Below are 25,251 nucleotides of genomic sequence, written 5' to 3' on the forward strand. Positions count from 1 at the left end.
GGCGCACGGGTGGGGCTGTCCTCGGGAAGGCCGGGGCTCAGGCCTTCCCGGGGCCGTACCAGAGCGTGGTGGCGTTGCAGAACTCGCGGATGCCGTGCCCGGCCAGCTCCCGCCCGTAACCGGAGCGTTTGATCCCGCCGAAGGGCAGGGCCGGGTGCGAGGCGGTCATCCCGTTGAAGAAGACCCCGCCCGCCTCCAGATCGCGGGCGCACCGCTCCTGTTCCCCCACGTCCCGCGTCCATACGTTGGAACTGAGCCCGAAAGGCGTGTCGTTGGCCAGGTGCACCGCCTCGTCGAGGTCGGCGACCCGGTAGAGCGTGGCGACCGGGCCGAAGGTCTCCTCACGGTGGATGCGCATGGCGGGGGTGATCCCGGCGAGCACGGTCGGGCTGTAGAACCAGCCGTTCTCCAGGCCGGCGCCGAGCTTGTCGGGCCGGCCGCCGCCGCAGAGGACGGTGGCGCCGCGTTCGACGGCGTCGTCGACCAGCTCCTCCAGGTCGCTGCGGCCCTGTTCGCTGGCGAGCGGCCCGATGTCGGTGGACTCCTCCAGTGGGTCGCCGACGGTGAGGGCGCGCATCCCGGCGGTGAAGTGCTCGGCGAACGTGTCGTACACGTCGGCGTGGACGATGAACCGCTTGGCCGCGATACAGGACTGGCCGTTGTTCTGGACGCGCGCCGTGACGGCGGTGGCCGCGGCCTTCTCGACGTCGGCCGAGGGCAGCACGACGTACGGGTCGCTGCCGCCGAGCTCCAGCACGGTCTTCTTGACCTCGTCACCGGCGGTGGAGGCGACGGCGCGGCCCGCCGGTTCGCTGCCGGTGAGGGTGGCCGCCGCGACCCGGGGGTCGCGCAGGACGGCGTCGACGGCGCCCGAGCCGATCAGCAGCGTACGGAAGCAGCCTGCCGGGAATCCGGCCCGGTGGAAGAGGTCCTCCAGGTAGAGCGCGGTCTGCGGGACGTTCGACGCGTGCTTGAGGAGGCCGACGTTGCCCGCCATGAGCGCCGGGGCGGCGAAGCGGACCACCTGCCAGAGCGGGAAGTTCCACGGCATCACGGCGAGGACGACACCCAGCGGGCGGTAGCGGACCAGGGCGCGGGAGGCGCCGGAGTCGCTCACGTCGTCGGGGTCGGGGTGCTCGTCCGCGAGCAGGCGCTCGGCGTTGGCCGCGTACCAGCGCATCGCCTTGGCGCACTTGGCCGCCTCGGCACGGGCCGCGGTGACCGGCTTGCCCATTTCGAGGGTCATGGTGCGGGCGATGGTGTCGCGGTCCTCGTCGAGCAGGTCGGCGGCCCGGTTCAGCCAGGCGGCGCGCTGCTCGAAGGGGGTGGTGCGGTACTGCTGGAAGGTGGTGTGGGCTGCGGTGATCCTGCGCTCGGTCTCCTCCTCGCCGAGGGCGTCGTAGGACCTGATCAGTTCGCCGTTCGCGGGGTTGACCGTCGCGATGGGCATGGCAGTGGCCTCCTTGCATCGGTACTTCGACGGTGCCGCGCCGCGCGGTCGGGCGCAACGCGGCCCCTCCCGCACGTACCCGGCCGACGCGGATCATGCCTGCCCGGGGGGCACGTTCCACGTCGGCCGGGGCTGTGGTGCTGGGTGCGGGTGCTGCGGGACGGCTACACGAGCGCCGCGAGCGGGGCGCGGCGCGACTCGCGCACGCCGGGCGGGGGCGGGTACGGCAGCAGTCGCGCGGTCTGCGGCGCCTGGGCGTAGCGGGTGAACCAGACCACTTTGCCGTCCGTGGTCCGGCAGGTTCCCCAGCTGTCGCTGAGGGCCATCACCCGGCTCAGTCCGCCGCCGGACGGCAGCAGCCGTGGCATCCGGGCACTGTTGTCGGCGACGGACACGGTGACGTGCCGTCCGGTCCAGCGGAGTTCGAGGACGCACGTGTTGTCGTCGCCGACGTGCCGGTGGACATTGGTCAGGAGTTCGTCCATGGCCCGGCACACCGGCCGGACGTGGAGTTCGAGACTCCAGTGACGAAGGTGCGCGGCGACGATGCGCCGCACCTGGGAAACGCGCTCTGCCGACACCTGCAGTTCGACCGAATAGTGCCGGTCGAGTGGAACGGTCATCGTCGATGCTCCTCACCGCGAGGCCCACCTGCTTCACCCCGTCGTACCGACGACCCCCGAACACGAAGCGTGAGCACCAATCACTTCTGGGTCACTCAACAGGGTGACTCGGGTGTGCCGTCCGCGCAACAGATGAGCTGTTCGTGCTGGTGAAGGCCGGTCGGCCGACGTAGGAGCCGTCACAGGAGGTAAGGCAGCACCCGGTCGGGGGTGAGCGGCAGTTCGCGCAGCCGGGCCCCGGTGGCATGGCGGACCGCGTTCCCGATGGCGGCGGCGGTGCCGACGATGCCGATCTCCCCGATGCCCTTGGAGCCCATCGGGTTGAGGTGGCGGTCGTCCTCGTCGAGCCAGTGAGCCTGGATGTCGAGGGCGTCGGCGTGGACGGGCACGTGGTAGGCGGCGAGGTCCTTGGCCGTGAAGTCGCCGAAGACCGGGTCGACGGCGGAGCCCTCGGTCAGCGCCATGCCGATGCCCATGACCATGCCGCCGGTGAACTGGGAGCGCGCGGTGCGGGCGTTGAGGATCTTCCCTGCGGCGTACACGCCGAGGAGCCGGCGCACCCGGATCTCGCCGGTGACGGAGTCGACGGCCGTCTCGGCGAAGTGGGCGCCGAAGGCGTGCCGGGCGTACGGGGATTCGGTGGCGGTCTCCTCCTCGGTGTCGCCGGTGGTGGTGAACCCCTCGGCGGGCAGCGGGCCCCGGTGGTCGGCGAGGCGGTCGGCCAGGGCGGTCGCCGCCTTGTGCACGGCCCAGCCCCAGGAGGCGGTGCCGGAGGAGCCGCCGGCGAGGGGGGCGGTGGGCAGGTCGGTGGAGCCGATGGCCACGTCGACGGTGCTCACGTCCACGGAGAGCGCCGAGGCGGCGATCTGGGCGAGGACGGTCCGGGCGCCGGTGCCGATGTCGGTGGCGTTGACCTCGATCCGCAAGGTGCCGTCGGCCGCCGCGTGGGCGCGGGCGGAGGACCGGGAGACGAGGACGGGGTACGTCGCCGAGGCCACGCCCGTACCGAGGAGCCACCGGCCCTCCTGGCGGACGGCGGGCCGGGGATCGCGGCCGTGCCAGCCGAAGCGGGTCGCGCCCTCGCGCAGGCAGGCGGCCAGGTTCCGGCTGCTGAAGGGGCGGTCGCTGTCCGGTTCGGTGGCCGGGTCGTTGCGCAGCCGCAGTTCGATGGGGTCCATGCCGAGCGCGCAGGCGAGTTCGTCCATGGCCGACTCCAGCGCGTACATCCCCGAGGCCTCGCCCGGCGCGCGCATCCAGGAAGGGCTGGGGACGTCGAGGGCGGTCACCCGGTGGGTGGTCGTGCTGTCCGGGGATCCGTACATCGTGCGGGCGGGTACGGCGGCCTGCTCGACGAATTCCTTGATGGTGGAGGTGTGGGTGACTACCTCCTGGGAGACGGCCTGGAGGACACCGTCGAGCTCTGCGCCGAGGCGCACCCGCTGGATGGTGGGGGCCCGGTGGCCGACGACCTCCGCAAGCTGCGCGCGGGGGAACACCATCTTCACCGGGTGGCCGGTGTGCCGGGCGGCCATGGCGGCCAGGACCGCCTGGGGGCGGGGGGTGCCCTTGGAGCCGAAGCCGCCCCCGACGTGCTCGGAGACGACGGTGATGTGCGCGGGGTCCAGGTCGAAGAGCCGGGCCAGGCTCTTGCGCACGGCGTTGGAGCCCTGGCTGGAGTCGTGGACGGTGAGGTGCCCGTCCTCCCACCACGCGGTGGCCGCGTGGGGCTCCATGGGATGGTTGTGGAGCGAGATGAGGCGGTAGGTGGCGTCGACCTGGACGGGGGCGGCGGCGAAGGACCGCTCGAAGTCGCCGCGCTTGCGGACGGCGGGGAAGCCGCCGTTGGCCTCCTCGGGTGTGTAGAGGCCCGGGTGGTCCTCGGTGAGGGTCACGTCGTGCTCGTCGCTCTCGTACTCGACGAGCAGCCGCCCCGCGCCCGTCCGGGCGGCCTCGGGGGAATCGGCGACGACGAGGGCGATCGGCCAGCCGTGGTGCGGGACCCGGTCGCTCTGGAGGACGGCGAGGATCGGGTCGTCGGGTTCGGCGAGGGCCGGCGCGTTGTCGTGGGTGAGGACGGTGTGGACGCCGGGGACGGCGAGCGCGTCGACCGCCCGTACGGCGGTGACCCGGCCGGCGGCGACGGTGGCCGGGACCGGCCAGGCGTACAGGGTGCCGGGCGGGGTGTGCTCGGCCGCGTACCGGGCGGCGCCGGTGACCTTGTCCCGGGCCTCCCTGCGGACGACGGGCGCACCGGTGAGCTGCGGGGCGTGGGGCATGGCGGCGGGGCCTCCGGTCGGTGGGCGGGGGTGGGAGTCAGGTGGCCGGGTCGGCCTCGGAGCCTTGCGGGTCGCTGAGTTCGCCGAGGACGTCCTGGGCGACGCGGCGGACGAGGTCCACCTTGAAGGCGTTGTCGCGCAGGGGCCGCGCCTGGGCCAGTTCGGCGATCAGGGCGTGCTGGAAGGCGGCGGGGGTGGCGGGCGCGCCGAGCAGTTCGGCCTCGGCCCTGCGGGCGCGCCACGGCCGGTGGGCGACACCGCCGAACGCGAGTGTGGCCCGTTCCACGCGGCCGGCCTCCACCTGGAGGGTGGCGGCGACGGAGACCAGGGCGAATGCGTAGCTGGCGCGGTCGCGGGCCTTGCGGTAGCGGGAGACCGTACCCGGGGCGGGCGGCGGGAGCACCACCTCGGTGATCAGCTCGCCGGGCCTGATCACGGTGTCCTGGTCGGGGTTCTCCCCCGGCAGCCGGTGGAACTCGGCGGCGGGGACGGCCCGTTCGCCCTCGGGCCCCAGCAGCACCACACTCGCGTCGAGCGCGGCGAGGGCCACGGCCATGTCGGAGGGGTTCGTGGCCACGCACTCTGCCGAGTGACCGAGGACCGCGAGATCGCGGTGGGAGCCTTCGCGGGCGGGGCAGCCGGAGCCGGGGAGCCGCTTGTTGCAGGGCTTGGAGACGTCCTGGAAGTAGGGGCAGCGGGTGCGCTGGAGGAGGTTGCCTCCGGTGGTGGCGGTGTTGCGGAGCTGTCCCGAGGCCCCGGCGAGCAGCGCCTGCGAGAGGGCCGGGTAGTCGCGGCGTACGTCGGGGTGGGCGGCGAGGTGGCTGTTGCGTACCGTGGCGCCGATCCGCAGGCCGCCGTCCGGGGCCGGGGCCACCCGGTCCAGGGGCAGCTTGGTGACGTCGATGAGGAGGCCCGGTTCCTCGACCCCGAGTTTCATGAGGTCGACGAGGTTGGTGCCGCCGCCCAGGAACCGGGCTCCGGCTCCCTCCGCGCAAAGCCGTACGGCTTCGGCGGTGGTGGTGGGTCGCTGATAGCCGAACGGTTTCACGGTGTCACGTCCTCGATGGCTTCGACGATCCGGGGGTAGGCCCCGCACCGGCACAGGTTGCCGCTCATCCGCTCGCGGATCTCCTCCGCGTCGAGGGGGGCGGGGTCGGCGGTCAGGGCGTCCGGCGGAGTGGCGTGCGACGGGTGGCCGTCGGCGGCCTCCTTGAGCATGCCGACGGCCGAACAGATCTGCCCGGGGGTGCAGTAGCCGCACTGCAGGGCGTCGCGTTCGACGAACGCCTCCTGCAGGGGGTGGAGGGTGTCGCCGTCGGCGAGACCCTCCACCGTGGTGATCGCCGAGCCGTCCTGGGCGACGGCGAGCAGCAGGCAGCTGTTGGCGCGGCGCCCGTCCACGAGGACCGTGCAGGCTCCGCACTGGCCGTGATCGCAGCCCTTCTTGGCGCCGGTCAGGCCGAGCTGTTCCCGCAGCAGGTCCAGGACCGTGGTGCGGTGGTCGAGTGTCACCTCGGTCTCTTCCCCGTTGACATAGAGGGTCACGGCGGAACGTACGTCGGTGACCGGTTCCGGTGCGGTGACCGCTTCCAGGGCGAGGGAATCCATCCTCGAACACCTTTCACTTCGGGCTGCTGTCGGCCCTGTTCACAGGCTCTTCGGCGGACGCGGCTTCCGTGGGAGCCGCCGAGCGTGTCAGCGGTTGTCCAGGCGCAGCCTCACCTCCTGCTCCTGGTCCCCCGCCGCCGTACCGACGACGCGGACGGCGAACGCGCCGGTGAGGTGGTCCCGCAGCCGGTCGACGGCCCAGTAGCCGCCCTGGGCGTCCAGCGTGACCGGGGCGGTCAGCGTCACGGGTTCGGCGGCGGCCTTCGGATCGGACACGTCGACGGTGGTGACCCAGACGGTCGGGCGGGGGCCGCTCGTCGCCTCGGGTTCGTCGCCCGCGTCCCGGTCGGAGTCGAAGGCGCTGCCGAGCACGCCGAACACGCTCCGCGCGTCCGCGAGGTCGCACCGGCTCAGCGACACCAGCACCTCCTGGCCGGCCGTGGAGTCGTCGCCGCTTCGTTCGGGGGTGCTGTTCACGGGGTTCCTTCCGTCGGGTGCCGGCCTTCGGGTCCACTCCAGGCTCACCCCGCGCCGGGCCGACGGCGACACGGGAGGGCCGAAGAGGGCTAGAGCTCCCGCAGAGCGGGCAGGAGGGACTTCTCCGCCCACGAGATGAAGGACTGCTGGTGTTCCCCGCCGACCTGGACCAGTGCGATCTCGGTGAATCCCGCGTCGCTGTAGGCGCGCACCGCGTCGACGAACGCGTCGACGTCCTGTCCGCACGGAATGGCCGACGCGATGTCCTCCTTGCGGACGGGTTCGGTGGCCTGGGCGAAACTCGCCGGTCCGGGGAGTTCGGAGTTGACCTTCCAGCCGCCGACCGACCATCGGAACTGTTCGTGGGCGCGGGCGACGGCCGCGTCGCGGTCGGGGTCGTAGCAGACGGGCAGCTGGCCCACCCGGGGCTTGCCCGTGCCCCCGTGCCGGTCGAAGTCGTCCAGCAGTCCGCTCTTGGGCTCGGTCGCGATCACCAGGTCGGCGCCGCGGCCGGCGAGCGCGCAGGAGGCCGGGCCGGAGACCGCGACACCGATGGGCACCCGGGTCTCGGGCAGGTCCCAGAGCCGCGCGTTCTCCACGTCGAAGTGGGTGCCGTGGTGGCTGACGTCACCGCCGTCGAAGAGGGCACCGATGATCTCCACGGCCTCTTCGAGCATCTCCAGCCGTACGTGGGCGGCGGGCCATCCCCCGCCGACGACGTGTTCGTTGAGGTTCTCGCCGGAGCCGAGGCCCAGCCGGAACCGGCCCTCGGCGAGGATCTGCAGCGTCGCCGCCTTCTGGGCGACGACGGCGGGGTGGTAGCGGATGGTCGGACAGGTCACGTACGTCATCAGGCCGATGCGCTCGGTGGCCTGCGCGGCCGCGCCGAGGACCGCCCAGGCGTACGGGGCGTGCCCCTGTTCCCGGAGCCAGGGGAAGTAGTGGTCGGAGGTGACGGAGAAGTCGAATCCCGCCTTTTCCGCGGCCACCACGTCCCGTACGAGCTCTCGGGGTCCGGACTGTTCGGTCATCATCGTGTAGCCGATTCGCACCATGCGAAACGCTTTTCCCCTGAGATCCTCATAAAACATGAATTGATGTGAACAGCCGACTGGCTCCCTCCTCCCGGGGTATGCGGCAACCATGGACGTATCGAACGGAGCCACGCAATCACTGGCCGCCCTTCTCGCCGACGGCACGGGCGCGCTGGCGGCCGTCATCTTCCCCCTCGCCGCGCTCGCCGTGGTGGGGCTGCTGATCGGCGGTTTCCTGCTGGGCAAGCGCAAGAGGGACGCCGAACTGCCCCCGCCGCGCCCCGACGAGCAGCCGCAGCAGCCGGAGGGGCGCACCCACATCGAAACGCACGACCCGCACGCCTCCGACCGCTTCCCCGACGACGGCAGCGCCCTCAATCCGCACCAGCTCGACGACCACGGCAACGCGCCGATCCCGCCCGACGCGGACGGCCCCCGCACCGACCGGGATCCCCCGCGCAGCTGACCCTTTTCCCCTTATCAGAGGCGGGTCCTCCGGCCCCTCGTCACCGAGGTGGTGATGAACCGGCCGGCCGCCGACCGACGAACGCGCGTCACGGTCCTGGTCGCGCTCGCGGCCAACCTGGTGATCGCGGCGGCCGGGACCGTGGGCGGGCTGTTCTCCGGCTCACCCGCTCAGCGGCCCGAGGCGGCCTACCCGGTCGCCGACACTCTCAACGAGATCTTCCCGCTCGCCGCCCTCCGGCGCAGCCGCCGCCCCGCAGATGCCCGTCACCCGTTCGGCTACGGCAAGGAACGCTTCTTCCGGGCGCTCACGCTCCGCCGCGCATCGGGCCCTGGGCGCGGCCCGCGTTGCGCCGCCGCACGGGTCGGCCGAAGGTGGGTGCTGGACCGCAGCGGCCGCCCTCGCGCCGCACACCCGTGAGAAGGCAGTGGACCATGACCGGAAGCGATCCCCGTACGGCCCCCTCGGCGGCGCCCCTGACGGGCCCCGCCGCGCCGTGCTGGGTCACCCTGATGACCCGGGACCTTCAGGCCGCCCAGCGGTTCTACACCGGGGTCCTGGGCTGGTCTTTCCGCCCGGGACAGCTCGGCGCGGAGTTCTCCGTGGCCCGGCGTGGCGACATCCCGGTCGCGGGCATCTACGCCGTGTCGACCGCGTTCCAGGTCGCGGTGGCGTGGACGCCGTACTTCGCGGTGGCGGACGCCGATGTGGCCGCCGCCCGGGTCCGGGAGCGCAGCGGCACGGTGGCGGTGGGTCCGCTGACGCTCGGCAAGGGCCGCGGCGTACTGGCGTCGGACCGGGACGGTGCCGCGTTCGGCCTCTGGGAGCGCACCGAGCCCGCCGCCTCCCCGCCGGCCCCCGACGGCCACGCGCACGCCTGGCTGCGCCTGCGGACCCGCGACGCCTTCGACGCGGCGATCTTCTACGGCGAGGTACTCGACTGGGCGAGCGGACGTCCCGGATGTTGTGACGTCGCGTACGAGGGTGACGAGGTCATCGTGCGGTGCGAGCGGCGGCCGCTGGCCCGGATCAGCTCCGGGGCGGTGGAGGCTGCCGTCGATCCGCTGGTGCGCCCGCACTGGCAGGTGCAGTTCCCGGTGGACGACGTCCCCGTGACGGTGGCGGCGGCGGGACGGCAGGGCGGCTCCCTCGTCGAGGAGCGGTCCGTCCTCGGCGGCAGGGAAGCCACCCTGCGGGACCCGGACGGCGCACTGTTCACGGTGACCGACATGCGCGGCCCGGTGGGCCGGGAGAGCTGAGCCGCTCAGTCCTTCGTGCCGGTGTCCTTCGTGCCCTCGGTGTCCTTCGTGCCCTCGGTGTCCTTCGTGCCGGCGGACGGGCCTTCGGCAGGCTCCTCGTCCGTGCGCGGGCCGGAGCGGCCGCGGGCCAGAGCCCAGAGGGGAAAGACGAACCAGCAGGCCAAGAACCACAGCGCTATCCCGCCGACCAACCAGAGGGCGAACATGTTGTGGAGGGCGACCCGCATGATCAGCAGCAGGGCCGAGCACATCGTCAGGAACAGCAGCACGAGCCCGACCACGGTCATGCGTGAGGCCCAGATGACCGTCTCCGGCTTCAGCCGGCGGCCGGTGAGCAGTCGGTGGTAGGTGACGGGGCCGATGAGCGCGGCAACGGTCGCCGAGCCGAGCACCACCGTGACGACGTAGATGTCGCGGTCCACCTCCGAAAGGGCGGTGAACCTCGGCTGGAACACCACGGCGAGGAGAAAGCCGAAAAGGATCTGGACCCCGGTCTGGGCGACGCGCAGTTCCTGGAGCAGTTCGGACCACCGCCGGTCCGCCCGCTCCTCCTCGGTCTCCTTGCGGCCTCTGCCGTTGGTCGTTGACACGGGCACTCTCCTCGACTTCGACGGGACCGGGAGCACTGACACACCCATTCGATTCGGGACTACAGGTGCCCCGGCCTCACGGGCTCAATCCCGCGGGTGAGGCCCGCACTTCCCGCTCGACCGCATCACCCCGTTCGTCTAAGATCGCGCTCACGGCATCGCGCGTCGGTCACCGGCCGGGTGAGGCGTGGAGGTAGCCCGTGAGATGCCTGTGGAGGCATTCCACCGTGTCGGTCGAGTTGAACCACACCATCATTCATTCCCGCGACCACCGCGAGTCCGCCGCATTCCTGGCGGATCTGCTGGGCCTGGAAGTCGGACCGGAATGGGGCCCGTTCGTCCCCGTCGTCCTCGCGAACGGCGTCACCCTGGATTTCGCGGCGATTCCCGAAGAGTCGATCACCCCGCAGCACTACGCCTTCCTCATCTCGGAGGCGGAGTTCGACACGGCGTTCGGCAGGATCCAGGAGCTGGGGATCGCGTACTACGCCGATCCGCATCTGAAGCTCCCGGGCGAGATCAACCACAACGACGGCGGCCGGGGTGTCTACTTCCCGGATCCGAGCGGTCACGGCATGGAGCTCATCACCCGTCCCTACGGCGGCTGAGCGCGGGCGTTCAGCACCCCACGGGAAGCAGGAGCTCGGGGCGGTCCCACATCACCGCGGGTGGGTTCGCACGGACGGTGCCGGTGGGTTCCGCGCCCACATTCCGGTAGAAACCCTCGGCGGGCGGGTGCGCCACGATCCGTACACCGGTGAGGCCCGCCCGCCGTGCCTCCTCGCGCAGATGGCCGATGAGCAGCCGCCCGATGCCGAGCCCCTGCGCCGCGTCGGCGACGAACATCAGGTCGAGCTCGGGTGGCTGGAGGATCAGCGCGTAGAAGCCGAGGACCAGGTCGTCGGCGCGGCCGGCGGCGACGAAGACCTGGTGCGCCTCGATGTAGTCCGGTCCGACGCGGTAGCCGGCGACCATCGGGGCGTACGGACCCTCGTAGGCGCGTGAGGTCCGCACCAGCCGGGTGAGCCTTCGGGCGTCACGCGCCGCGGCCCGGCGGATCAGGAGGTCCGGTTGATGCGGGCCGCGGCCGGAGTGCGTAACGCCTGACCTCATACGCCGAGTATTACGCACGACGGCACATGCACCGTACACACAGCGCTCCCAAGGGCCTCGAACGCATGAACGGCCGTTCGTGGGTACACGGACTCCTGCACGACGCCCGGTGGTTGTTCCGCCGGGCCCGGACCGAAAGGGGTTGACCACTGTGCGACAACGAAGCTGCGTACCGGCCGATGAGCGGTGGGGGCGGTAACCGTGACAACAGTGATCATCATCATCGCCGTGGCCCTCGTGGTGGCCGCCGCCGTCTACTTCTTCCTGGTACGCGGAGGTTCCGCCGGCGGAGGCCGGAGCCTGCGCAGCCGCTTCGGCCCCGAGTACGACCGGGTGGTCGCCCGGCACGGCGGCGACACCAAGGCGGCCGAGCAGGAGCTAGGCGAGCGGGTGAAGCTCCACGGCGACCTGGAGAAGCGGCCGCTGACCGAGGCGGCCCGCGCGGACTACACCGCCCGCTGGGCCCGCACCCAGGAGCAGTTCGTCGAGTCGCCGCAGCAGGCGCTCGCCGAGGCCGACGCGCTGCTGACCGACCTCTCCCGCGACCGGGGCTTCCCGGCCGGTGAGAGCTTCGAGGACCGCACCGCCGCCCTCTCCGTCCACCACGCCCACCATGTCGACGGCTACCGCAGGGTGCACATCGCGCGGAACGACGGCACCGGCACCGAGGAGATGCGCGAGGCATTCGTCGAGGCCCGCGGCCTCTTCGACGCCCTCCTCGAGGACGGCCCGGCGACCCGCGACCACGGCAACCGACAGCTCACGAAGGGACGGAGCACATCATGACGCAGACTCCGAGCGGCACCGGCAACACGCCGAACAGGCCCACACCGTCGACCGGGTCCGAGCGTGTCCCGCCGGTGACGCCTCCCGGCAACGCTCTCGGTACGCCCGTACCGCCGACGGCCGCCAAACCCTCCGAGTCCCCGCCGACGGCCGCCGGCAACCACCGTGCGTCCGCCCCGGCCGCCGGCCAGGACCACGCCGACGGGACGCTCACCGACTCCGCCCGTACGGACACGGGCCGGCAGACCGGCCGGACGACGCCCCCCTCCCCCTCCCACTCGCACGACACGGACACGGACACGGCGAAGGACAACGGCCGCCCCCTGTTCGCCCCCGAGAAGCGGGAGAAGTTCGACGCCCGCATCCACCAGGCGGTGGCCGGCTTCGTGGAGAACCCGCGCCAGGCGGTACAGGAGGCCGACGCGACCTTCGACGAGGTCGTCGCCGAGCTCACGCAGGCCTTGACCGAACGGTCCCGGCTGCTGCGCACCGACCGCGACGGCGAGCGGTCCGAGGCGGGTACGGAGGATCTGCGTATCGCCCTCCAGCACTACCGCGATCTGACGGAACGTCTCGTCCGACTCTGAACGGCGACCGCACGGCGCCACCACCGCGAGGGCCGGTCCCACCGATACATGTCGGTGGTACCGGCCCTCGCGGTGTGCTGCCCCCCGCCCTCACGGCGCTCGCTCTCCGTGGCTCTCCCCCTGATGGGTGGAGGGCCCGGGAGTGGGCTCCGGGTCCGGCCCCGCCACCCTGCCGACACCGAAGGCGATGGCGAAGACGGCGGCGACCGCGGCGACGAAGGCCGCGATTCTCAGTCCGGTGTTCATGACTGTCCCCCAGCGGACGATGGATTACGATACCGGCCAGCATACCCCCAGGGGGTATTCGCATTACTGTCGTGCCGGGACCCCATCGCACCGAGGCTCAGCCGGTGATCACCAGCCCCTCACGCAGCCGCTCCAGCGCGGGACCAGGGATGCGCAGACCGGTGCGTACGTACCCGTCGAGGCCGCCCCACCGCTCGTCCATCGCGTCGAGCGCCGTGTCGAGGTAGCGGGGGCGCACCTCGACGATCGCCGCCGCGACGGCCGGATCGCCGCCGCCGTCCAGGAACTTCTGGACGTACGGCGCGAAAGCGGCCCGTACGGCGGGGTTCACCGCGAGGAAGTCCCGCCGCACGGTCTCCCGGGAGGCCCCCAGGATCATCAGCAGGACGGCCGCCGCCCAGCCGGTACGGTCCTTGCCGGCCGTGCAGTGGAAGAGCACCGGCCGCGCACCGGGGTCCGCGGCGGTCTCCAGGAAGGCCCGGTAGGCGGCCGCAGCGCCGGGCGAGAGCACCATCTTGCGGTAGGTCTCGGCGAACAGTTCCTCGGCCCGGCCGCCGCCCAGCGCGCGTTCCGCCTCGTCCGGATCGGCGAGCAGCGCCTTGAGTCTGGCCGGCGCCACGCCCGGGTGGTCGCCGAGGACGTCGGCGACGAAGAGCCGGGCCCGGTCCGGGAGCCGGTCCGGGGACCACTGCCGTTCGTCGGCGGTGCGCAGGTCGACGACCGTACGGACACCGAGCGCGGCCACCGCCCGGTCGCGGTCCGGCTCCAGGTCGCTCAGCTGCCCCGAACGGAACAGGACACCTTGCCGCACCCTGCGGTCACGGCCCAGGGCGATGCCCCCCAGGTCGCGCAGATTGACAACGGTGGCGGCCGGAACGGTCCGGGCGGTCTGCACGATGAACTGCCTCTTTCCCTGATGAGAACGCCTGGGGCTCCCTCGGCCCAACGACCCACCGGCCGGAACTCAGTCCGCCAGCAGATGCGCCTTCTGCTCCGCGAACTCGGCGTCCGTGAGCACGTCCCGTCGCCACAGCTCGGCGAGCCGCTCCAGCCGGGTGATGATGTCGTCCCCCTCCCCCGCCTCGTCCGCGTCCGACCCGGTCGCGCCGAAGCGCTCGTGGGTGACGAAGGTGCCGCCCGCCTCCCGGAAGGCGCGGGCGAGCTGCGAGGTCCACAGGTCCTCCCGGACGACGAGGGCGACCGTCCCGCCCTTCGGCACGCTCCGCTCCAGCACCTCCACGTTCCCGGCACTCAGCGATACGGCCGCCCCGCTCTCCGCCCCGTCGATCGGAACCGCCCCCTCCGGGTCGAGCTCCGTCAGCTCCACGGGGGCCAGCGCACCACCTTCGGCGCGACGGACGAAGGCCAGGTCTCCGGCGCGTACGGCACCGGACGCCACGGCATCGGCGAGGACGGGCACGACGGCCCCTGGGAAGCCGCTGCCGGGGAAGGCGATGACGAGGTGTTCCACAGGTCCGACGGCCACGGTCGCGTCCTCTCCGCATCCCGGCGGCCGCGAGGGCTCCGGGGTGGATACGGGCATTCAAGGGATTACATAAGAAACCGGAAAACTTCGCACATAATATGCATCAACTGTCTAATTCACCCCGTTGTCGAGCATGGCCGTGTTGCACCCGGCCCGTTATGGCCTCCTGTCGCTCCGGCCCGTTACGGCTTCCCGTCGCTCCGAAGCGTCGTGCCCGTAACGCGACGGTAAGTAAGGGATCAGGTGCGGACCGGAGAGGGCAAGGTCACAGCACGTGCCCCTGCTACTCGTTCCCCGCGCTGGCCTAGCATCTGAGCATGACGGTCCAGCCTGCTGACGGGCTCTCTCCGGCCGCCGCGTTCCCCGACCCTTCCCATGACCAGTGGCAGAGCCTCGTCGAAGGCGTTCTGCGCAAGTCGGGCAAGGAAGTCCCGGGCTCGGCCGCCGAGGAAGCGCTGTCCACCACAGTGGAGGACGGGCTCACCACCCGGCCCCTCTATACCGCGCACGACAACTCGCCGGACACCGGTTTTCCCGGCTTCGCGCCCTTCACCCGGGGCAGCAGGGCCGAGGGGAACGCGGCGGGCGGCTGGGACGTGCGCCAACGCCACGCCCTGAGCGACCCCGCCCGGCTCAACGAGGCGGTGCTCGGCGATCTGGAGAACGGGGTCACCTCGCTCTGGCTCACCGTGGGCGGCCCCGCCGGCGTTCCGGTGGAGTCACTGGCCCGCTCACTGGAGGGCGTCTACCTCGACCTGGCGCCCATCGTGCTCGACGCCCCTGCCGACCTGGACGCCGCCGCCACCGCGCTGCTGCGGCTGTACGAGGAGCGGGGCGTCGCCAAGGGCGAGGCCCGCGGCACCCTGGGCGCCGACCCGCTCGGCCACGAGGCCAGGACCGGCATCGAGGCGGACCTCACGGCCGCCGTCCACTGGGCACGGGTCTGCGGCCGGGAGTACCCGGGGCTGCGGGCGATCGCCGTGGACGCGCTGCCCTACCACGAGGCCGGCGGTTCGGCCGCCGAGGAGCTGGGGCTCTCGCTGGCGACCGGCGTCGCCTATCTGCGGGCGCTGACGGCGGCCGGGTTCGGTGTGGAGGAGGCCTGTGCCCAACTGGAGTTCCGTTACGCGGCCACCGCCGACCAGTTCCTGACGATCGCGAAGCTGCGGGCGGCTCGCCGGCTGTGGGCGCGGGTCACCGAGGCGTCGGGGGCTCCGGGGGCGGGCGCGCAGCGCCAGCACGCCGTGACGTCTCCGGTGATGATGACGCGCCGTGACCCGTGGGTGAACATGCTGCGCACCACGCTGGCCACGCTGGGCGCGGGGGTCGGGGGCGCCGACTCCGTCACCGTCCTGCCGTTCGATCACGCACTGGGGCTGCCCGACGCGTTCGCCCGGCGGATCGCCCGTAACACCTCCACGATCCTGATGGAGGAGTCGCATCTGGCCCGGGTCATCGACCCGGCGGGCGGCTCCTGGTACGTGGAGCGGCTCACCGACGAGATGGCGGCGGCCGCCTGGGCGTTCTTCCAGGAGACCGAGCGGGCGGGCGGACTGCCCGCCGCCCTGCGCTCGGGCATGGTCGCGGAGCGGCTCGCCGCCACCTGGGCGGCGCGCAGCGTGAAGCTGACCCGCCGCAAGGAGCCGGTGACCGGGGTCAGCGAGTTCCCGATGCCCTCCGAGCGCCCGGTGGAGCGCGAACCGGCGCCCGACGCCTACGCGGGGGCTCCGGGCGGTCTGCCCCGGGTCCGGCGCGACGAGGCGTTCGAGGCGCTGCGCGCCCGGTCGGACGCGCACCTCGCGGCGACCGGCGAGCGGCCCAAGGTGTTCATCGCCGCTCTGGGCCCGGCCGCCGCGCACACCGCGCGGGTCTCGTTCGCCGTCAACCTCTTCGGGGCGGGCGGGATCGAGGCGGTCCACGAGCCGGTGTCGGTGGACGCGGCGACGGCCACCGAGGCGCTGACCGCCTCCGGTGCGGGTGTCGCCTGTCTGTGTTCGTCGGACGCCCTGTACGCCGAGCAGGCGGCCGAGGTGGCCGGGGCGCTGAAGTCGGCGGGCGCGGCCCAGGTGTTCCTCGCGGGACGCCCCGGCGAGTACGCCGGCGTCGACTCCTACGTCTTCGCGGGCTGCGACACGGTCGCCGTTCTCACCTCCGTACTCGACCGCATGGGAGTGGCGTGATGCAGACATCGCCCACGGAACAGACATCCTCCGTCCCCGACTTCTCCGAGATCGCGCTGGAGTCCTCCACTCCCCCGGCCGGTTCCGCCGAGGAGTGGCAGGCGGCCGTGGCCGAGGCGGCCGACGGGACGAAAGCCCCGCTCTGGGAGACGCCCGAGGGCATCACGGTCAAGCCGCTCTACACCGGCGAGGACCTGGAGGGCCTGGAAGCGCTGCACAGCTACCCGGGGATCGCCCCGTATCTGCGCGGGCCCTACCCGACGATGTACGTCAACCAGCCCTGGACGATCCGTCAGTACGCGGGGTTCTCCACGGCCGAGGAGTCCAACGCCTTCTACCGGCGCAACCTCGCGGCCGGGCAGAAGGGTCTTTCGGTCGCCTTCGACCTGCCGACCCACCGGGGGTACGACAGCGACCACCCCCGGGTGACCGGCGACGTCGGCATGGCAGGCGTGGCGATCGACTCGATCTACGACATGCGCCAGCTGTTCGACGGCATTCCGCTGGACCGGATGTCGGTGTCGATGACGATGAACGGCGCGGTGCTCCCCGTGCTGGCGCTGTACATCGTGGCCGCCGAGGAGCAGGGCGTACCGCCCGAGAAGCTGGCCGGGACCATTCAGAACGACATTCTGAAGGAGTTCATGGTCCGCAACACCTACATCTATCCGCCGACCCCGTCGATGCGGATCATCTCCGACATCTTCGCGTTCACCTCGCAGAAGATGCCGCGCTACAACTCCATCTCGATCTCCGGCTATCACATCCAGGAGGCCGGGGCGACGGCCGATCTGGAGCTGGCGTACACACTGGCCGACGGCGTGGAGTACCTGCGCGCCGGGCAGGAAGCCGGCCTGGACGTCGACGCGTTCGCGCCCCGGCTGTCGTTCTTCTGGGCGATCGGCATGAACTTCTTCATGGAGGTCGCCAAACTGCGGGCGGCCCGGCTGCTGTGGGCGCGCCTGGTCAAGCAGTTCGACCCGAAGAACCCCAAGTCCCTTTCGCTGCGCACGCATTCGCAGACCTCGGGCTGGTCGCTCACCGCGCAGGACGTGTTCAACAATGTGACGCGTACGTGTGTGGAGGCCATGGCCGCGACGCAGGGGCACACCCAGTCGCTGCACACCAACGCACTGGACGAGGCGCTGGCCCTGCCCACCGACTTCTCGGCGCGGATCGCCCGTAACACCCAGCTCCTGCTCCAGCAGGAGTCCGGGACCTGCCGGGTCATCGACCCGTGGGGCGGCAGCGCGTACGTGGAGAAGCTGACCCGCGATCTGGCGGACCGGGCCTGGCAGCACATCGAGGAGGTCGAGGCGGCCGGCGGGATGGCGAAGGCCATCGACGCGGGCATCCCCAAGCTCCGGGTGGAGGAGGCGGCCGCCCGTACGCAGGCCCGGATCGACTCCGGGCGGCAGCCGGTGATCGGGGTGAACAAGTACCGGGTGGAGACCGACGAGAAGATCGATGTGCTCAAGGTCGACAACTCCTCCGTGCGCACCCAGCAGATCGAGAAGCTGCGCCGACTGCGCGAGGAGCGCGACGAGGTGGCGTGCCAGGAGGCGCTGCGGGCGCTGACGGCAGCGGCCGAGCGCAACCCGGGTCCGGGCCTGGAGGGCAATCTGCTGGCGCTCGCCGTCGACGCGGCGCGGGCGATGGCCACGGTCGGGGAGATCTCGGACGCGTTGGAGAAGGTGTACGGGCGGCACGCCGGGCAGATCCGTACGATCTCCGGTGTGTACCGCAAAGAGGCAGGGGATTCCCCTTCGGTGGACCGCACCCGCGCGCTGGTCGACGCGTTCGAGGAGGCGGAGGGACGCCGTCCGCGCATTCTGGTCGCCAAGATGGGCCAGGACGGCCACGACCGGGGCCAGAAGGTGATCGCCACGGCCTTCGCCGACCTGGGCTTCGACGTGGACGTCGGCCCGCTGTTCCAGACGCCGGGCGAGGTGGCGCGGCAGGCCGTCGAGGCCGACGTGCACATCGTGGGCGTCTCCTCGCTGGCGGCCGGGCACCTCACCCTGGTGCCGGCGCTGCGCGAGGAACTGGCCGCCGAGGGCCGGGAGGACATCATGATCGTGGTGGGCGGGGTGATTCCGCCGCAGGACGTCGAGGCCCTGCACGAGGCGGGTGCGGCCTCGGTCTTCCCGCCGGGGACGGTGATCCCGGACGCGGCCTACGATCTGGTGACGCGGCTCGGTGCCGCGCTCGGCCACGAACTGTGAGCCGCTGACCGGATGGCTGCCAAGATCGACATCGACAGTTATGTGCAGGGAGTGCTCGGCGGCAAGCGGGCGTTCGTGGCGCGCGCCATCACGCTCGTCGAGTCGACGCGGGCCGAACACCGGGTACTGGCGCAGGAGTTGCTGAGCCGGCTGCTGCCGCACGCGGGGAAGGCCAGGCGGATCGGGATCAGCGGGGTCCCGGGGGTGGGCAAGTCCACCTTCATCGACGCGCTCGGCACGATGCTCACCGGCCTCGGGCACCGGGTGGCGGTGCTCGCCGTCGACCCGTCCTCCAGCCGTACGGGCGGTTCCATCCTGGGCGACAAGACCCGGATGGAACGACTGGCCGTGGACCCGGCCGCCTTCGTACGCCCCTCCCCCACGGCGGGCACGCTGGGCGGGGTGGCGAAGGCGACCCGGGAGTCCATCGTGGTGATGGAGGCGGCGGGGTACGACGTGGTGCTCGTGGAGACGGTGGGGGTCGGGCAGTCGGAGACGGCGGTCGCCAACATGGTCGACACCTTTCTGCTGTTGACCCTGGCCCGGACCGGCGACCAGTTGCAGGGCATCAAGAAGGGTGTCCTGGAGCTGGCGGACGCCATCGCGGTGAACAAGGCCGACGGCCCACACGAGCGCGACGCCCGCTCGGCGGCGCGCGAACTGGCGGGCGCTCTGCGGCTGATGCACCCGGTGGACGCGGCCTGGACCCCTCCGGTCCTCACGTGCAGTGCCAGGGAGTCGACCGGGCTCGACACGCTGTGGGAGCGGCTGGAGCAGCACCGTAGGGTCCTGGAGTCCACCGGCCGGCTGGCGGCCAAGCGCCGGGACCAGCAGGTGGACTGGACCTGGACGATGGTCCGCGACGAGCTGCTGGACAGCCTGCGCAACCACCCGGCGGTACGGAAGATGACGCCGGAACTCGAACGGCGGGTGCGCGAGGGGACGTTGACGGCGACGCTGGCCGCCGAGGAGATCCTGCACGTGTTCCGGGGCGACGAGCCCGCCTGAGCCGTGCCGATACGGACCGATGGGCCCCTGGGTGGAGGGGCCCATCGGCGTTTCAGGAGTTACCGTCCGGCGAGAATTCAGACGGCTACGGGAGGCGCACTCACGGTACGCAGCTGGACCGTGCTAGAGTGCGATGAGCACACGTGGATTCCCCTTCGTCGGGCACCGGTGCTGATTTCCTCTCTCCCTCGCTGTTGCGCCCGTCCTCATCCGACCGGCGATCCAGCTCTTCTCCCAGCGTTCTCGCTGTCTCTCCTTCCGGCTGCCGGGCTTCCGTGCCCCGGTGCGGGTGTGACGATGCCGCCCCTCCGTACGCCGGTCCCTGATTCGCCATGTCCGCGAAAGGACCCCTCCCATGACCACCACACTCGAACGCCCCGTCGTCCGTGAGCCGCGCCCCGTCCGGGCCGCAGGGCTCCTCGACACCACCGCGGGCGGCCACGGCCTCCTCCGCGTCCAGGGCGGCCACCCCTCCCCCGGTGACATCCAGGTGTCGCCCGCACTGGTGCGCCGGTACGGCCTGCGCGAGGGCGACGCCGTCGAGGGGAGCTGCGAGCGGCCGCGCGTCCTCGCCACCGTCGACCGGGTCAACGGCCTCGCGCCGCAGGCCCTGACCGGCCGCGCCCACTTCCGCGACCTCACCCCGGTCCACCCCACCGAGCGGTTGCGGCTGGAGACGGAGAAGGGCGGCCCGGCGCCCCGGATCGTCGATCTGGTCTCCCCCGTAGGCAAGGGCCAGCGGGGCCTGCTCGTCGCGCCGCCCAGGACCGGCAAGACGGTCCTGCTGCAGCAGCTCGCCGCCGCCGTCGCCACCAACCACCCCGAGTGCCACCTGATGGTGGTCCTCCTGGACGAACGCCCCGAGGAGGTCACCGATATGCGCCGCTCCGTGCGCGGCGAGGTGTACGCCTCCACCTTCGACCGGCCCGCGAAGGAGCACATCGCCCTCGCCGACCTGGCCGTCGAACGCGCCAAGCGCCTCGTCGAGCAGGGGCAGGACGTGGTGATCCTGCTGGACTCCCTCACCCGGCTGTGCCGCGCCCACAACAACGCGGCCGGATCGGGCGGCCGCACCCTGAGCGGCGGTGTCGACGCGGCGGCCCTGGCCGGCCCCAAGAAGCTGTTCGGCGCCGCGCGCTCCGCCGAGGAGGGCGGCTCGCTCACCATTCTGGCGACGGCCCTCGTGGAGACGGGCTCCCGTGCCGACGAGTTCTTTTCGAGGAGCTGAAGGGGACCGGAAACATGGAGCTGCGCCTGGACCGCTCGCTGGCGGACCGGCGGGTCTTCCCGGCCGTCGACATCGCCCGCTCCGGGACCCGCCGTGAGGAGCTGCTCACGGGCCCCGCCGAGCTCGCCACCGTACGGGCGCTGCGCCGCGCCCTGCACGCCCGGGACGGTCAGGGCGCCCTGGAGGCGCTGCTGGACAAGGTCCGGCGCACCCCGGACAACGCGACGTTCCTGCGTCAGGTGCAGCCCACCGTGCCGGGCGCCTGAGGGCCGGGACGCCTGCCCGGCCCTCGGACGAGCCACTGACCCGGTCAGGCGCTGCCCAGCGCCTCCGCGACCAGGGTCCGCGCCTCCTCCTGGACCTGCCCGAGGTGTCCGGGCCCCTGGAAGCTCTCCGCGTACACCTTGTAGACGTCCTCCGTGCCGGAGGGGCGGGCGGCGAACCAGGCGCTCTCGGTGCAGACCTTGAGACCGCCGATCGCCGCCCCGTTGCCCGGTGCCTCGGTGAGTACGGCGGTGATGGGCTCCCCGGCCAGGGTGTCGGCCTTGACCTGCTGCGGGGAGAGCCGGGCCAGGACCGCCTTCTCCTCGCGGGTGGCGGGCGCGTCCACGCGGGCGTAGGCGGGGTCACCGAAGCGGGCGGTGAGCCGCGCGTACCGCTGGGAGGGGGTGGAGCCGGTGACTGCGGTGATCTCCGAGGCGAGCAGGGCCAGCAGGATGCCGTCCTTGTCCGTGGTCCAGACCCGGCCGTCACGCCGCAGGAACGAGGCGCCGGCCGACTCCTCGCCGCCGAAGCCGAGGCTGCCGTCGTACAGCCCGTCGACGAACCACTTGAAGCCGACCGGGACCTCGACCAGCGTGCGGCCGAGGTCGTCGGCGACCCGGTCGATCATCGAGGAGGAGACCAGCGTCTTGCCGATGCCCGTACCGGCGGGCCAGCCCTCCCGGTGGGTGTAGAGGTAGTCGATGGCGGTGGCCAGATAGTGGTTGGGGTTCATCAGACCGCCGTCGGGGGTGACGATGCCGTGCCGGTCGGCGTCGGCGTCGTTCCCGGTGGCGATGGCGTACGCGTCGCGCTGTTCGATGAGCGAGGCCATGGCGTGCGGGGAGGAGCAGTCCATGCGGATCTTCCCGTCCCAGTCCAGCGTCATGAACCGCCAGGTGGGGTCGGCGAGCGGGTTGACCACCGTGAGGTCGATCCGGTGCCGCTCCGCGATGCGCCCCCAGTACGCGACGGAGGCGCCGCCGAGCGGGTCGGCGCCGATGCGGATGCCCGCGTCCCGTACGGCGTCCAGGTCGAGGACGGAAGGCAGGTCGTCGACGTAACGGCTCAGGAAGTCGTAGCGGCCCGTGGTGTCGGCGGCCAGCGCGCGGGCGTACGGGATCCGGCGGACCTCGCCGAGCCCTGCCTCGATCAGGGCGTTGGCGCGGTCCTGGATCCAGGAGGTGGCGTCGGAGGCGGCCGGCCCCCCGTTCGGCGGGTTGTACTTGAAGCCGCCGTCGGCGGGCGGGTTGTGCGACGGGGTGACCACGATGCCGTCGGCCAGATGGTCGGTGCGCCCCTGGTTGTACGTGAGGATGGCGTGCGAGACCGCGGGGGTCGGGGTGTAGCCGTCGTCGCTGTCGATGAGGGCGGTGACGCCGTTGGCGGCGAGGACCTCCAGCGCGGTGACCCGGGCGGGCTCGGACAGGGCGTGGGTGTCGGCGCCCAGGAAGATCGGCCCGTCGGTGCCCTGGCGGGACCGGTAGTCGCAGATCGCCTGGGTGGTGGCGGCGATGTGGTCGTCGTTGAACGCGGCCGCGAGCGCGGAGCCCCGGTGGCCCGAGGTGCCGAAGGCCACCCGCTGGGCGGGCTCGGCCGGGTCGGGGTGGAGGGCGTAATAGGCCGTCACCAGCCGTGCCACGTCGACCAGGTCTGCGGAGTGCGCCGGCTGCCCGGCCCGTGCGTGCACCATCGGGTCTCCTCTTGCGTCTTCGTCATCACCGGCCCGGGGGAACGGGCCGCCGTCCCGGGGCGGACGATCACCCCGATCCGTACCCGATTCTGTCCCCTTGCCCGCATCGGTGCGTGACGGGTTCGCGCCTTCCTCGTCACACGCCCCGGCCGGGACGGCACCGCGCCCCCGGTCCGCGGCTGGACCGAGAGCGCGGTGGACACCGGGTCAGCGGCCCCGCGGAGCCTTCACGTTGTCGCCGAAGGCCCAGCCCTTGGAACCGTCCCAGTTCAGGGACCAGGTCATCAGCCCCTTCAGGGAGGCGTTGTAACGGTAAGTAGGCCGCTGGGGCGGCGCCCCGGCCCTCGTCCGCGGCCGTGTTGCGGAAGAGGGCGCTGCGGTAGGCGTCGATGGCCCGGATCGGTCCGGGCCCAGTACCGTCCGGAGAACTCCTGCACGGAGGCGCGGACGACCAGGTCGTCCGCCACCTCGGCGCAGGCCTTGCCGGGATCTCGTCCGGTGTGACCTGCACACCGGTCGGCTGCACCTGCTGGACGTTGTACGTGATGCCGCCGTGGATCGTGGCGGCCTGCACGACCGGGCCATGGCTCGTGCCGGAGATGTCGTTCCGCGCGGCGGTGCGCCGGGACTCCTCGCCGGAGCCCGGGGTGCTCACGTGGCGCCCGGCCGCTGCTGGGGCGCTGCCCCGTGCACACCGCCGTGGATCGACTGCGCCATGAGCACCGGACCGGTGTAGTGGCCCCCGCTGATGGTGTTGTTGGTGATCGACACGGTGGTGCCGACGGGCTGCAGGGGAGCCAGTTCGTCCAGCAGGTCCCGCAGCTCCCCCGCCGCCTCCGGGTTGTCGCGCAGGGCCCTGCGGAGCCTGACCCGCCATGCGGCCGCGATGTCCTCGGTGCTGTCCTCGTCTCCGCTCCGGCGCGCCGCGGTCAGGTCCTCGCGGGGCTCCTCCAGCTCGGCGTCGACGGCCTCGCTGTCCTCGCCCCGCGCCAGGAACCGGGCCAGCCGCCCGCGCGCCTGCGTCCAGGCCTCGGTCGCCATCAGCCCCACGAACGTCGCCGCACCCGATGCCGCCAGTGCCGTCAGCTCGGCTTCCCTCGGCTTCCCTCGGCTTCCCTCTGTCTCACCCGTCACCGTACGGGCACGTAACCTGTCGCTGGTGCAACCGTAGAGAGCGAACGGTGCCATCGGAAGCGGAATCGAAGGCGCGGCGCAGTACAGTTCCAGCCATCTCGGCCGGGGGCCGGCTGTCGCGTGCCACGGCGGCTGCGGGCGGCGGCGCAACCGTGGGCGGCCCCGGTGCGTGATGATGGATGAGGGGCAGCGACGCGGCAGCGCTCCGCCGGGACGGCCGGCCGGTGCCCCGGAAGGGCGGTCGCCATGTCCGTTGCCCGATCGCAGGCATCAGCCCGCTCCAGGACTCCGGCACGTCCGAAGGCATCAGCCCGCTCCAGGACATCGGCCGCCGCGCTGCTCACCGCGCTCCTTCTGGTCCTCCTCGCGGCCGGATGCACGGGCGGGGACGGGACGGGGCCCGAGAGCCGGAGCAGCAGCCCGTCCGGGACGGGAGCGGACGCGAAGGTCCTCGCCGTGAAGATCGACAATGTGGCGCCGGCCCGGCCGCAGACCGGTCTGGAGCGGGCGGACATCGTCTACGTCGAGCAGGTGGAGGCCGGGCTCAGCCGCCTCCTCGCGGTCTACTCCTCCGACGTGCCGCCGGTCATCGGCCCGGTCCGCAGCGCCCGGGAGACCGATCTGGAGCTGCTGCGCCAGTTCGACCGGCCGGTGCTCGCCTTCTCCGGGGCTCAGAGCAGGCTCCTCCCGGCCATCGACCGGGCGCCGCTCGACGCCGTACCGCCGTCGGCCGCGCCCCGCGCCTACTTCCGGGGTGCGGAGCGGCCGGCCCCGCACAATCTGTATCTGCGGCCGGAGCGGATCCCGTACGCCGCTTCGGGGGCCGAAGCGGCGGAGGCGCTGGGGCTGCGGTTCGGCCCGGCGCCGCCCGGCGGGAGCGCCGAGGACAGCCGTACGGTCCGCTTCCCGTCCGCGCGTACCACCTTCACCTGGTCCGCCGAGCGTGAGCGGTGGCTGGTCTCCATGGACGGCTCCCCCGCCCGTACGAGCGAGGGGGAGGCACTGGGGGCCGCCACGGTGATCGTGCAGGACGTGACCGTACGTCCCTCGGCCTTCGGCGACCGGTCCGGGAACAACACGCCGTTCACCGAGACCGTGGGCTCGGGCACCGCGCACGTCCTGCGCGACGGCAAGGCGTACGAGGCACGGTGGACGCGGGCCGCCGCGGACGCGGACACCCGGTTCACCACGCCGGACGGGGAGCGGATCGACCTGGCCGAGGGGCCGCTCTGGATCGTGTACGCGGCACGGTGAGCCGCTGTCCGAAGGAGCGGCCCCGGGCCACCGGCTGTGACCCGGGCCGCTCATCTCGTCGCGCGGCCTGCTACCGCCGGACCTCGATGTGGTCGACGCTCAGCTTCTGCGGGAAGCGGGGGCGCGGGACCGGCGCTCCGCCGGGCGCTACCAGCACGTGATCGACAACATCGGCTCCCCGGCCTCGGCGACGTCGACGATCCCTTCGACCGTCGTCAGCCTTTCTTGGTCCCGACGACGCACGACCGCTGCGCCGGCCCGGCGTCC

23 protein-coding genes and 2 pseudogenes are annotated in these 25,251 nt (G+C 72.3%); 11 read left to right on the forward strand and 14 right to left on the reverse strand.

Annotated features, from left to right (window positions below; all coding sequences use genetic code 11):
* Positions 1–37: 37 nt before the first annotated feature.
* From ABZ154_RS00490 to ABZ154_RS00520, 7 genes are all read right to left on the reverse strand, one after another.
* Positions 38–1,450 carry an NADP-dependent succinic semialdehyde dehydrogenase gene (locus tag ABZ154_RS00490; protein ID WP_356827594.1) on the reverse strand — a complete coding sequence of 471 codons (1,413 nt, stop codon included), beginning with the start codon at positions 1,448–1,450 and terminating at the stop codon, positions 38–40.
* Between the two features lie 164 nt (positions 1,451–1,614).
* Positions 1,615–2,073, reverse strand: a complete 459-nt coding sequence (locus tag ABZ154_RS00495) for an ATP-binding protein (RefSeq protein ID WP_356827596.1) — start codon at positions 2,071–2,073, stop codon at positions 1,615–1,617.
* 179 nt (positions 2,074–2,252) lie between these two features.
* On the reverse strand, positions 2,253–4,349 hold the full coding sequence (locus ABZ154_RS00500) for a xanthine dehydrogenase family protein molybdopterin-binding subunit (RefSeq protein ID WP_356827598.1): 2,097 nt from the start codon (positions 4,347–4,349) through the stop codon (positions 2,253–2,255).
* A 37-nt stretch (positions 4,350–4,386) separates the two neighbouring features.
* Complete coding sequence (locus ABZ154_RS00505; RefSeq protein ID WP_356827600.1) at positions 4,387–5,397, reverse strand: xanthine dehydrogenase family protein subunit M; 1,011 nt, start codon at positions 5,395–5,397, stop codon at positions 4,387–4,389.
* A complete protein-coding gene (locus tag ABZ154_RS00510) occupies positions 5,394–5,957 on the reverse strand; it encodes a 2Fe-2S iron-sulfur cluster-binding protein (protein WP_356827602.1) in 564 nt (187 codons plus the stop codon). Before ABZ154_RS00510 ends, ABZ154_RS00505 begins: the two co-directional genes overlap by 4 nt.
* An 87-nt stretch (positions 5,958–6,044) precedes the next feature.
* On the reverse strand, positions 6,045–6,434 hold the full coding sequence (locus ABZ154_RS00515) for a hypothetical protein (RefSeq protein ID WP_356827604.1): 390 nt from the start codon (positions 6,432–6,434) through the stop codon (positions 6,045–6,047).
* Positions 6,435–6,523: 89 nt separating this feature from the next.
* Positions 6,524–7,489, reverse strand: coding sequence for an LLM class F420-dependent oxidoreductase (locus ABZ154_RS00520; RefSeq protein ID WP_356827606.1), 966 nt, complete (start codon positions 7,487–7,489; stop codon positions 6,524–6,526).
* An 88-nt stretch (positions 7,490–7,577) separates the two neighbouring features.
* On the opposite strand from ABZ154_RS00520, the gene ABZ154_RS00525 reads away from it, so the two are divergent.
* From ABZ154_RS00525 to ABZ154_RS00535, 3 genes and pseudogenes are all read left to right on the forward strand, one after another.
* Positions 7,578–7,934, forward strand: a complete 357-nt coding sequence (locus ABZ154_RS00525; protein WP_356827608.1) for a DUF6479 family protein — start codon at positions 7,578–7,580, stop codon at positions 7,932–7,934.
* A gap of 54 nt (positions 7,935–7,988) precedes the next feature.
* Positions 7,989–8,234: pseudogene (locus ABZ154_RS00530) on the forward strand (cation transporter); the annotation flags it as partial.
* 134 nt (positions 8,235–8,368) lie between these two features.
* Positions 8,369–9,193 (forward strand): VOC family protein, encoded by an 825-nt coding sequence (locus ABZ154_RS00535; protein WP_356827610.1) that lies wholly within the window; start codon positions 8,369–8,371, stop codon positions 9,191–9,193.
* A gap of 5 nt (positions 9,194–9,198) precedes the next feature.
* Here ABZ154_RS00535 and ABZ154_RS00540 read toward each other — a convergent pair whose 3' ends face one another.
* Positions 9,199–9,783, reverse strand: a complete 585-nt coding sequence (locus ABZ154_RS00540; RefSeq protein ID WP_356827612.1) for a DUF6328 family protein — start codon at positions 9,781–9,783, stop codon at positions 9,199–9,201.
* A 227-nt stretch (positions 9,784–10,010) separates the two neighbouring features.
* Between ABZ154_RS00540 and ABZ154_RS00545 the strand changes: the two genes are divergently transcribed.
* Positions 10,011–10,391, forward strand: a complete 381-nt coding sequence (locus tag ABZ154_RS00545) for a VOC family protein (protein WP_356827614.1) — start codon at positions 10,011–10,013, stop codon at positions 10,389–10,391.
* Between the two features lie 10 nt (positions 10,392–10,401).
* Here the strand turns inward: ABZ154_RS00545 and ABZ154_RS00550 are convergent, their stop codons facing one another.
* Positions 10,402–10,896: a GNAT family N-acetyltransferase gene (locus tag ABZ154_RS00550; RefSeq protein ID WP_356827616.1), complete on the reverse strand. Its 495-nt coding sequence runs from the start codon at positions 10,894–10,896 to the stop codon at positions 10,402–10,404.
* 201 nt (positions 10,897–11,097) lie between these two features.
* Here ABZ154_RS00550 and ABZ154_RS00555 point away from each other — a divergent pair, with 201 nt between their 5' ends.
* Together ABZ154_RS00555 and ABZ154_RS00560 are read left to right on the forward strand one after the other, a co-directional pair.
* Positions 11,098–11,682, forward strand: coding sequence for a hypothetical protein (locus tag ABZ154_RS00555; RefSeq protein WP_356827618.1), 585 nt, complete (start codon positions 11,098–11,100; stop codon positions 11,680–11,682).
* Positions 11,679–12,269, forward strand: coding sequence for a hypothetical protein (locus ABZ154_RS00560; RefSeq protein ID WP_356827620.1), 591 nt, complete (start codon positions 11,679–11,681; stop codon positions 12,267–12,269). Before ABZ154_RS00555 ends, ABZ154_RS00560 begins: the two co-directional genes overlap by 4 nt.
* 90 nt (positions 12,270–12,359) lie before the next feature.
* Here the strand turns inward: ABZ154_RS00560 and ABZ154_RS00565 are convergent, their stop codons facing one another.
* The 3 genes from ABZ154_RS00565 to ABZ154_RS00575 all read right to left on the reverse strand — a co-directional run bounded on the left by ABZ154_RS00565 (position 12,360) and on the right by ABZ154_RS00575 (position 14,001).
* Positions 12,360–12,515 (reverse strand): hypothetical protein, encoded by a 156-nt coding sequence (locus ABZ154_RS00565; protein WP_356827622.1) that lies wholly within the window; start codon positions 12,513–12,515, stop codon positions 12,360–12,362.
* A gap of 97 nt (positions 12,516–12,612) precedes the next feature.
* Positions 12,613–13,410, reverse strand: coding sequence for a tyrosine-protein phosphatase (locus ABZ154_RS00570; RefSeq protein ID WP_356827624.1), 798 nt, complete (start codon positions 13,408–13,410; stop codon positions 12,613–12,615).
* Positions 13,411–13,479: 69 nt separating this feature from the next.
* Positions 13,480–14,001 carry a DUF6325 family protein gene (locus tag ABZ154_RS00575; RefSeq protein WP_356827626.1) on the reverse strand — a complete coding sequence of 174 codons (522 nt, stop codon included), beginning with the start codon at positions 13,999–14,001 and terminating at the stop codon, positions 13,480–13,482.
* Positions 14,002–14,318: 317 nt separating this feature from the next.
* On the opposite strand from ABZ154_RS00575, the gene ABZ154_RS00580 reads away from it, so the two are divergent.
* The 4 genes and pseudogenes from ABZ154_RS00580 to rho all read left to right on the forward strand — a co-directional run bounded on the left by ABZ154_RS00580 (position 14,319) and on the right by rho (position 20,908).
* Positions 14,319–16,181, forward strand: a complete 1,863-nt coding sequence (locus ABZ154_RS00580) for a methylmalonyl-CoA mutase family protein (protein ID WP_356827628.1) — start codon at positions 14,319–14,321, stop codon at positions 16,179–16,181.
* Positions 16,181–18,406 (forward strand): methylmalonyl-CoA mutase, encoded by a 2,226-nt coding sequence (gene scpA / locus ABZ154_RS00585; RefSeq protein ID WP_356827630.1) that lies wholly within the window; start codon positions 16,181–16,183, stop codon positions 18,404–18,406. The genes ABZ154_RS00580 and scpA overlap by 1 nt, the downstream gene beginning before the upstream one ends.
* A gap of 12 nt (positions 18,407–18,418) precedes the next feature.
* Positions 18,419–19,414: a methylmalonyl Co-A mutase-associated GTPase MeaB gene (meaB, locus tag ABZ154_RS00590; protein ID WP_356827632.1), complete on the forward strand. Its 996-nt coding sequence runs from the start codon at positions 18,419–18,421 to the stop codon at positions 19,412–19,414.
* A gap of 355 nt (positions 19,415–19,769) precedes the next feature.
* Positions 19,770–20,908, forward strand: a pseudogene (gene rho, locus ABZ154_RS00595) (transcription termination factor Rho).
* Between the two features lie 44 nt (positions 20,909–20,952).
* On the opposite strand, the gene pgm reads toward rho, so the two are convergent.
* Both pgm and ABZ154_RS00605 read right to left on the reverse strand, forming a co-directional pair.
* Positions 20,953–22,596, reverse strand: a complete 1,644-nt coding sequence (gene pgm / locus ABZ154_RS00600) for a phosphoglucomutase (alpha-D-glucose-1,6-bisphosphate-dependent) (RefSeq protein WP_356827634.1) — start codon at positions 22,594–22,596, stop codon at positions 20,953–20,955.
* Positions 22,597–23,247: 651 nt separating this feature from the next.
* Positions 23,248–23,637, reverse strand: coding sequence for a hypothetical protein (locus ABZ154_RS00605; protein ID WP_356827875.1), 390 nt, complete (start codon positions 23,635–23,637; stop codon positions 23,248–23,250).
* A gap of 339 nt (positions 23,638–23,976) precedes the next feature.
* Here ABZ154_RS00605 and ABZ154_RS00610 point away from each other — a divergent pair, with 339 nt between their 5' ends.
* Entirely contained in the window at positions 23,977–24,984 is a 1,008-nt protein-coding gene (locus ABZ154_RS00610; RefSeq protein ID WP_356827636.1) for a DUF3048 domain-containing protein, read from the forward strand.
* Positions 24,985–25,251: the final 267 nt, after the last annotated feature.

Source organism: Streptomyces sp. NPDC006261, from assembly GCF_040613515.1.
Classification (GTDB): domain Bacteria; phylum Actinomycetota; class Actinomycetes; order Streptomycetales; family Streptomycetaceae; genus Streptomyces.

What these genes read in the sequence shown, in the direction of transcription:
- ABZ154_RS00490 (WP_356827594.1), bottom strand. Translation starts at nt 1,450, where the DNA reads ATGCCCATCGCGACGGTCAACCCCGCGAACGGCGAACTGATCAGGTCC.
- ABZ154_RS00510 (WP_356827602.1), bottom strand. Translation starts at nt 5,957, where the DNA reads ATGGATTCCCTCGCCCTGGAAGCGGTCACCGCACCGGAACCGGTCACC.
- ABZ154_RS00535 (WP_356827610.1), top strand. Translation starts at nt 8,369, where the DNA reads ATGACCGGAAGCGATCCCCGTACGGCCCCCTCGGCGGCGCCCCTGACG.
- meaB (WP_356827632.1), top strand. Translation starts at nt 18,419, where the DNA reads ATGGCTGCCAAGATCGACATCGACAGTTATGTGCAGGGAGTGCTCGGC.
- ABZ154_RS00580 (WP_356827628.1), top strand. Translation starts at nt 14,319, where the DNA reads ATGACGGTCCAGCCTGCTGACGGGCTCTCTCCGGCCGCCGCGTTCCCC.
- ABZ154_RS00610 (WP_356827636.1), top strand. Translation starts at nt 23,977, where the DNA reads ATGTCCGTTGCCCGATCGCAGGCATCAGCCCGCTCCAGGACTCCGGCA.
- pgm (WP_356827634.1), bottom strand. Translation starts at nt 22,596, where the DNA reads ATGGTGCACGCACGGGCCGGGCAGCCGGCGCACTCCGCAGACCTGGTC.
- scpA (WP_356827630.1), top strand. Translation starts at nt 16,181, where the DNA reads ATGCAGACATCGCCCACGGAACAGACATCCTCCGTCCCCGACTTCTCC.
- ABZ154_RS00495 (WP_356827596.1), bottom strand. Translation starts at nt 2,073, where the DNA reads ATGACCGTTCCACTCGACCGGCACTATTCGGTCGAACTGCAGGTGTCG.
- ABZ154_RS00550 (WP_356827616.1), bottom strand. Translation starts at nt 10,896, where the DNA reads ATGAGGTCAGGCGTTACGCACTCCGGCCGCGGCCCGCATCAACCGGAC.
- ABZ154_RS00560 (WP_356827620.1), top strand. Translation starts at nt 11,679, where the DNA reads ATGACGCAGACTCCGAGCGGCACCGGCAACACGCCGAACAGGCCCACA.
- ABZ154_RS00565 (WP_356827622.1), bottom strand. Translation starts at nt 12,515, where the DNA reads ATGAACACCGGACTGAGAATCGCGGCCTTCGTCGCCGCGGTCGCCGCC.
- ABZ154_RS00520 (WP_356827606.1), bottom strand. Translation starts at nt 7,489, where the DNA reads ATGGTGCGAATCGGCTACACGATGATGACCGAACAGTCCGGACCCCGA.
- ABZ154_RS00525 (WP_356827608.1), top strand. Translation starts at nt 7,578, where the DNA reads ATGGACGTATCGAACGGAGCCACGCAATCACTGGCCGCCCTTCTCGCC.
- ABZ154_RS00500 (WP_356827598.1), bottom strand. Translation starts at nt 4,349, where the DNA reads ATGCCCCACGCCCCGCAGCTCACCGGTGCGCCCGTCGTCCGCAGGGAG.
- ABZ154_RS00605 (WP_356827875.1), bottom strand. Translation starts at nt 23,637, where the DNA reads ATGGCGACCGAGGCCTGGACGCAGGCGCGCGGGCGGCTGGCCCGGTTC.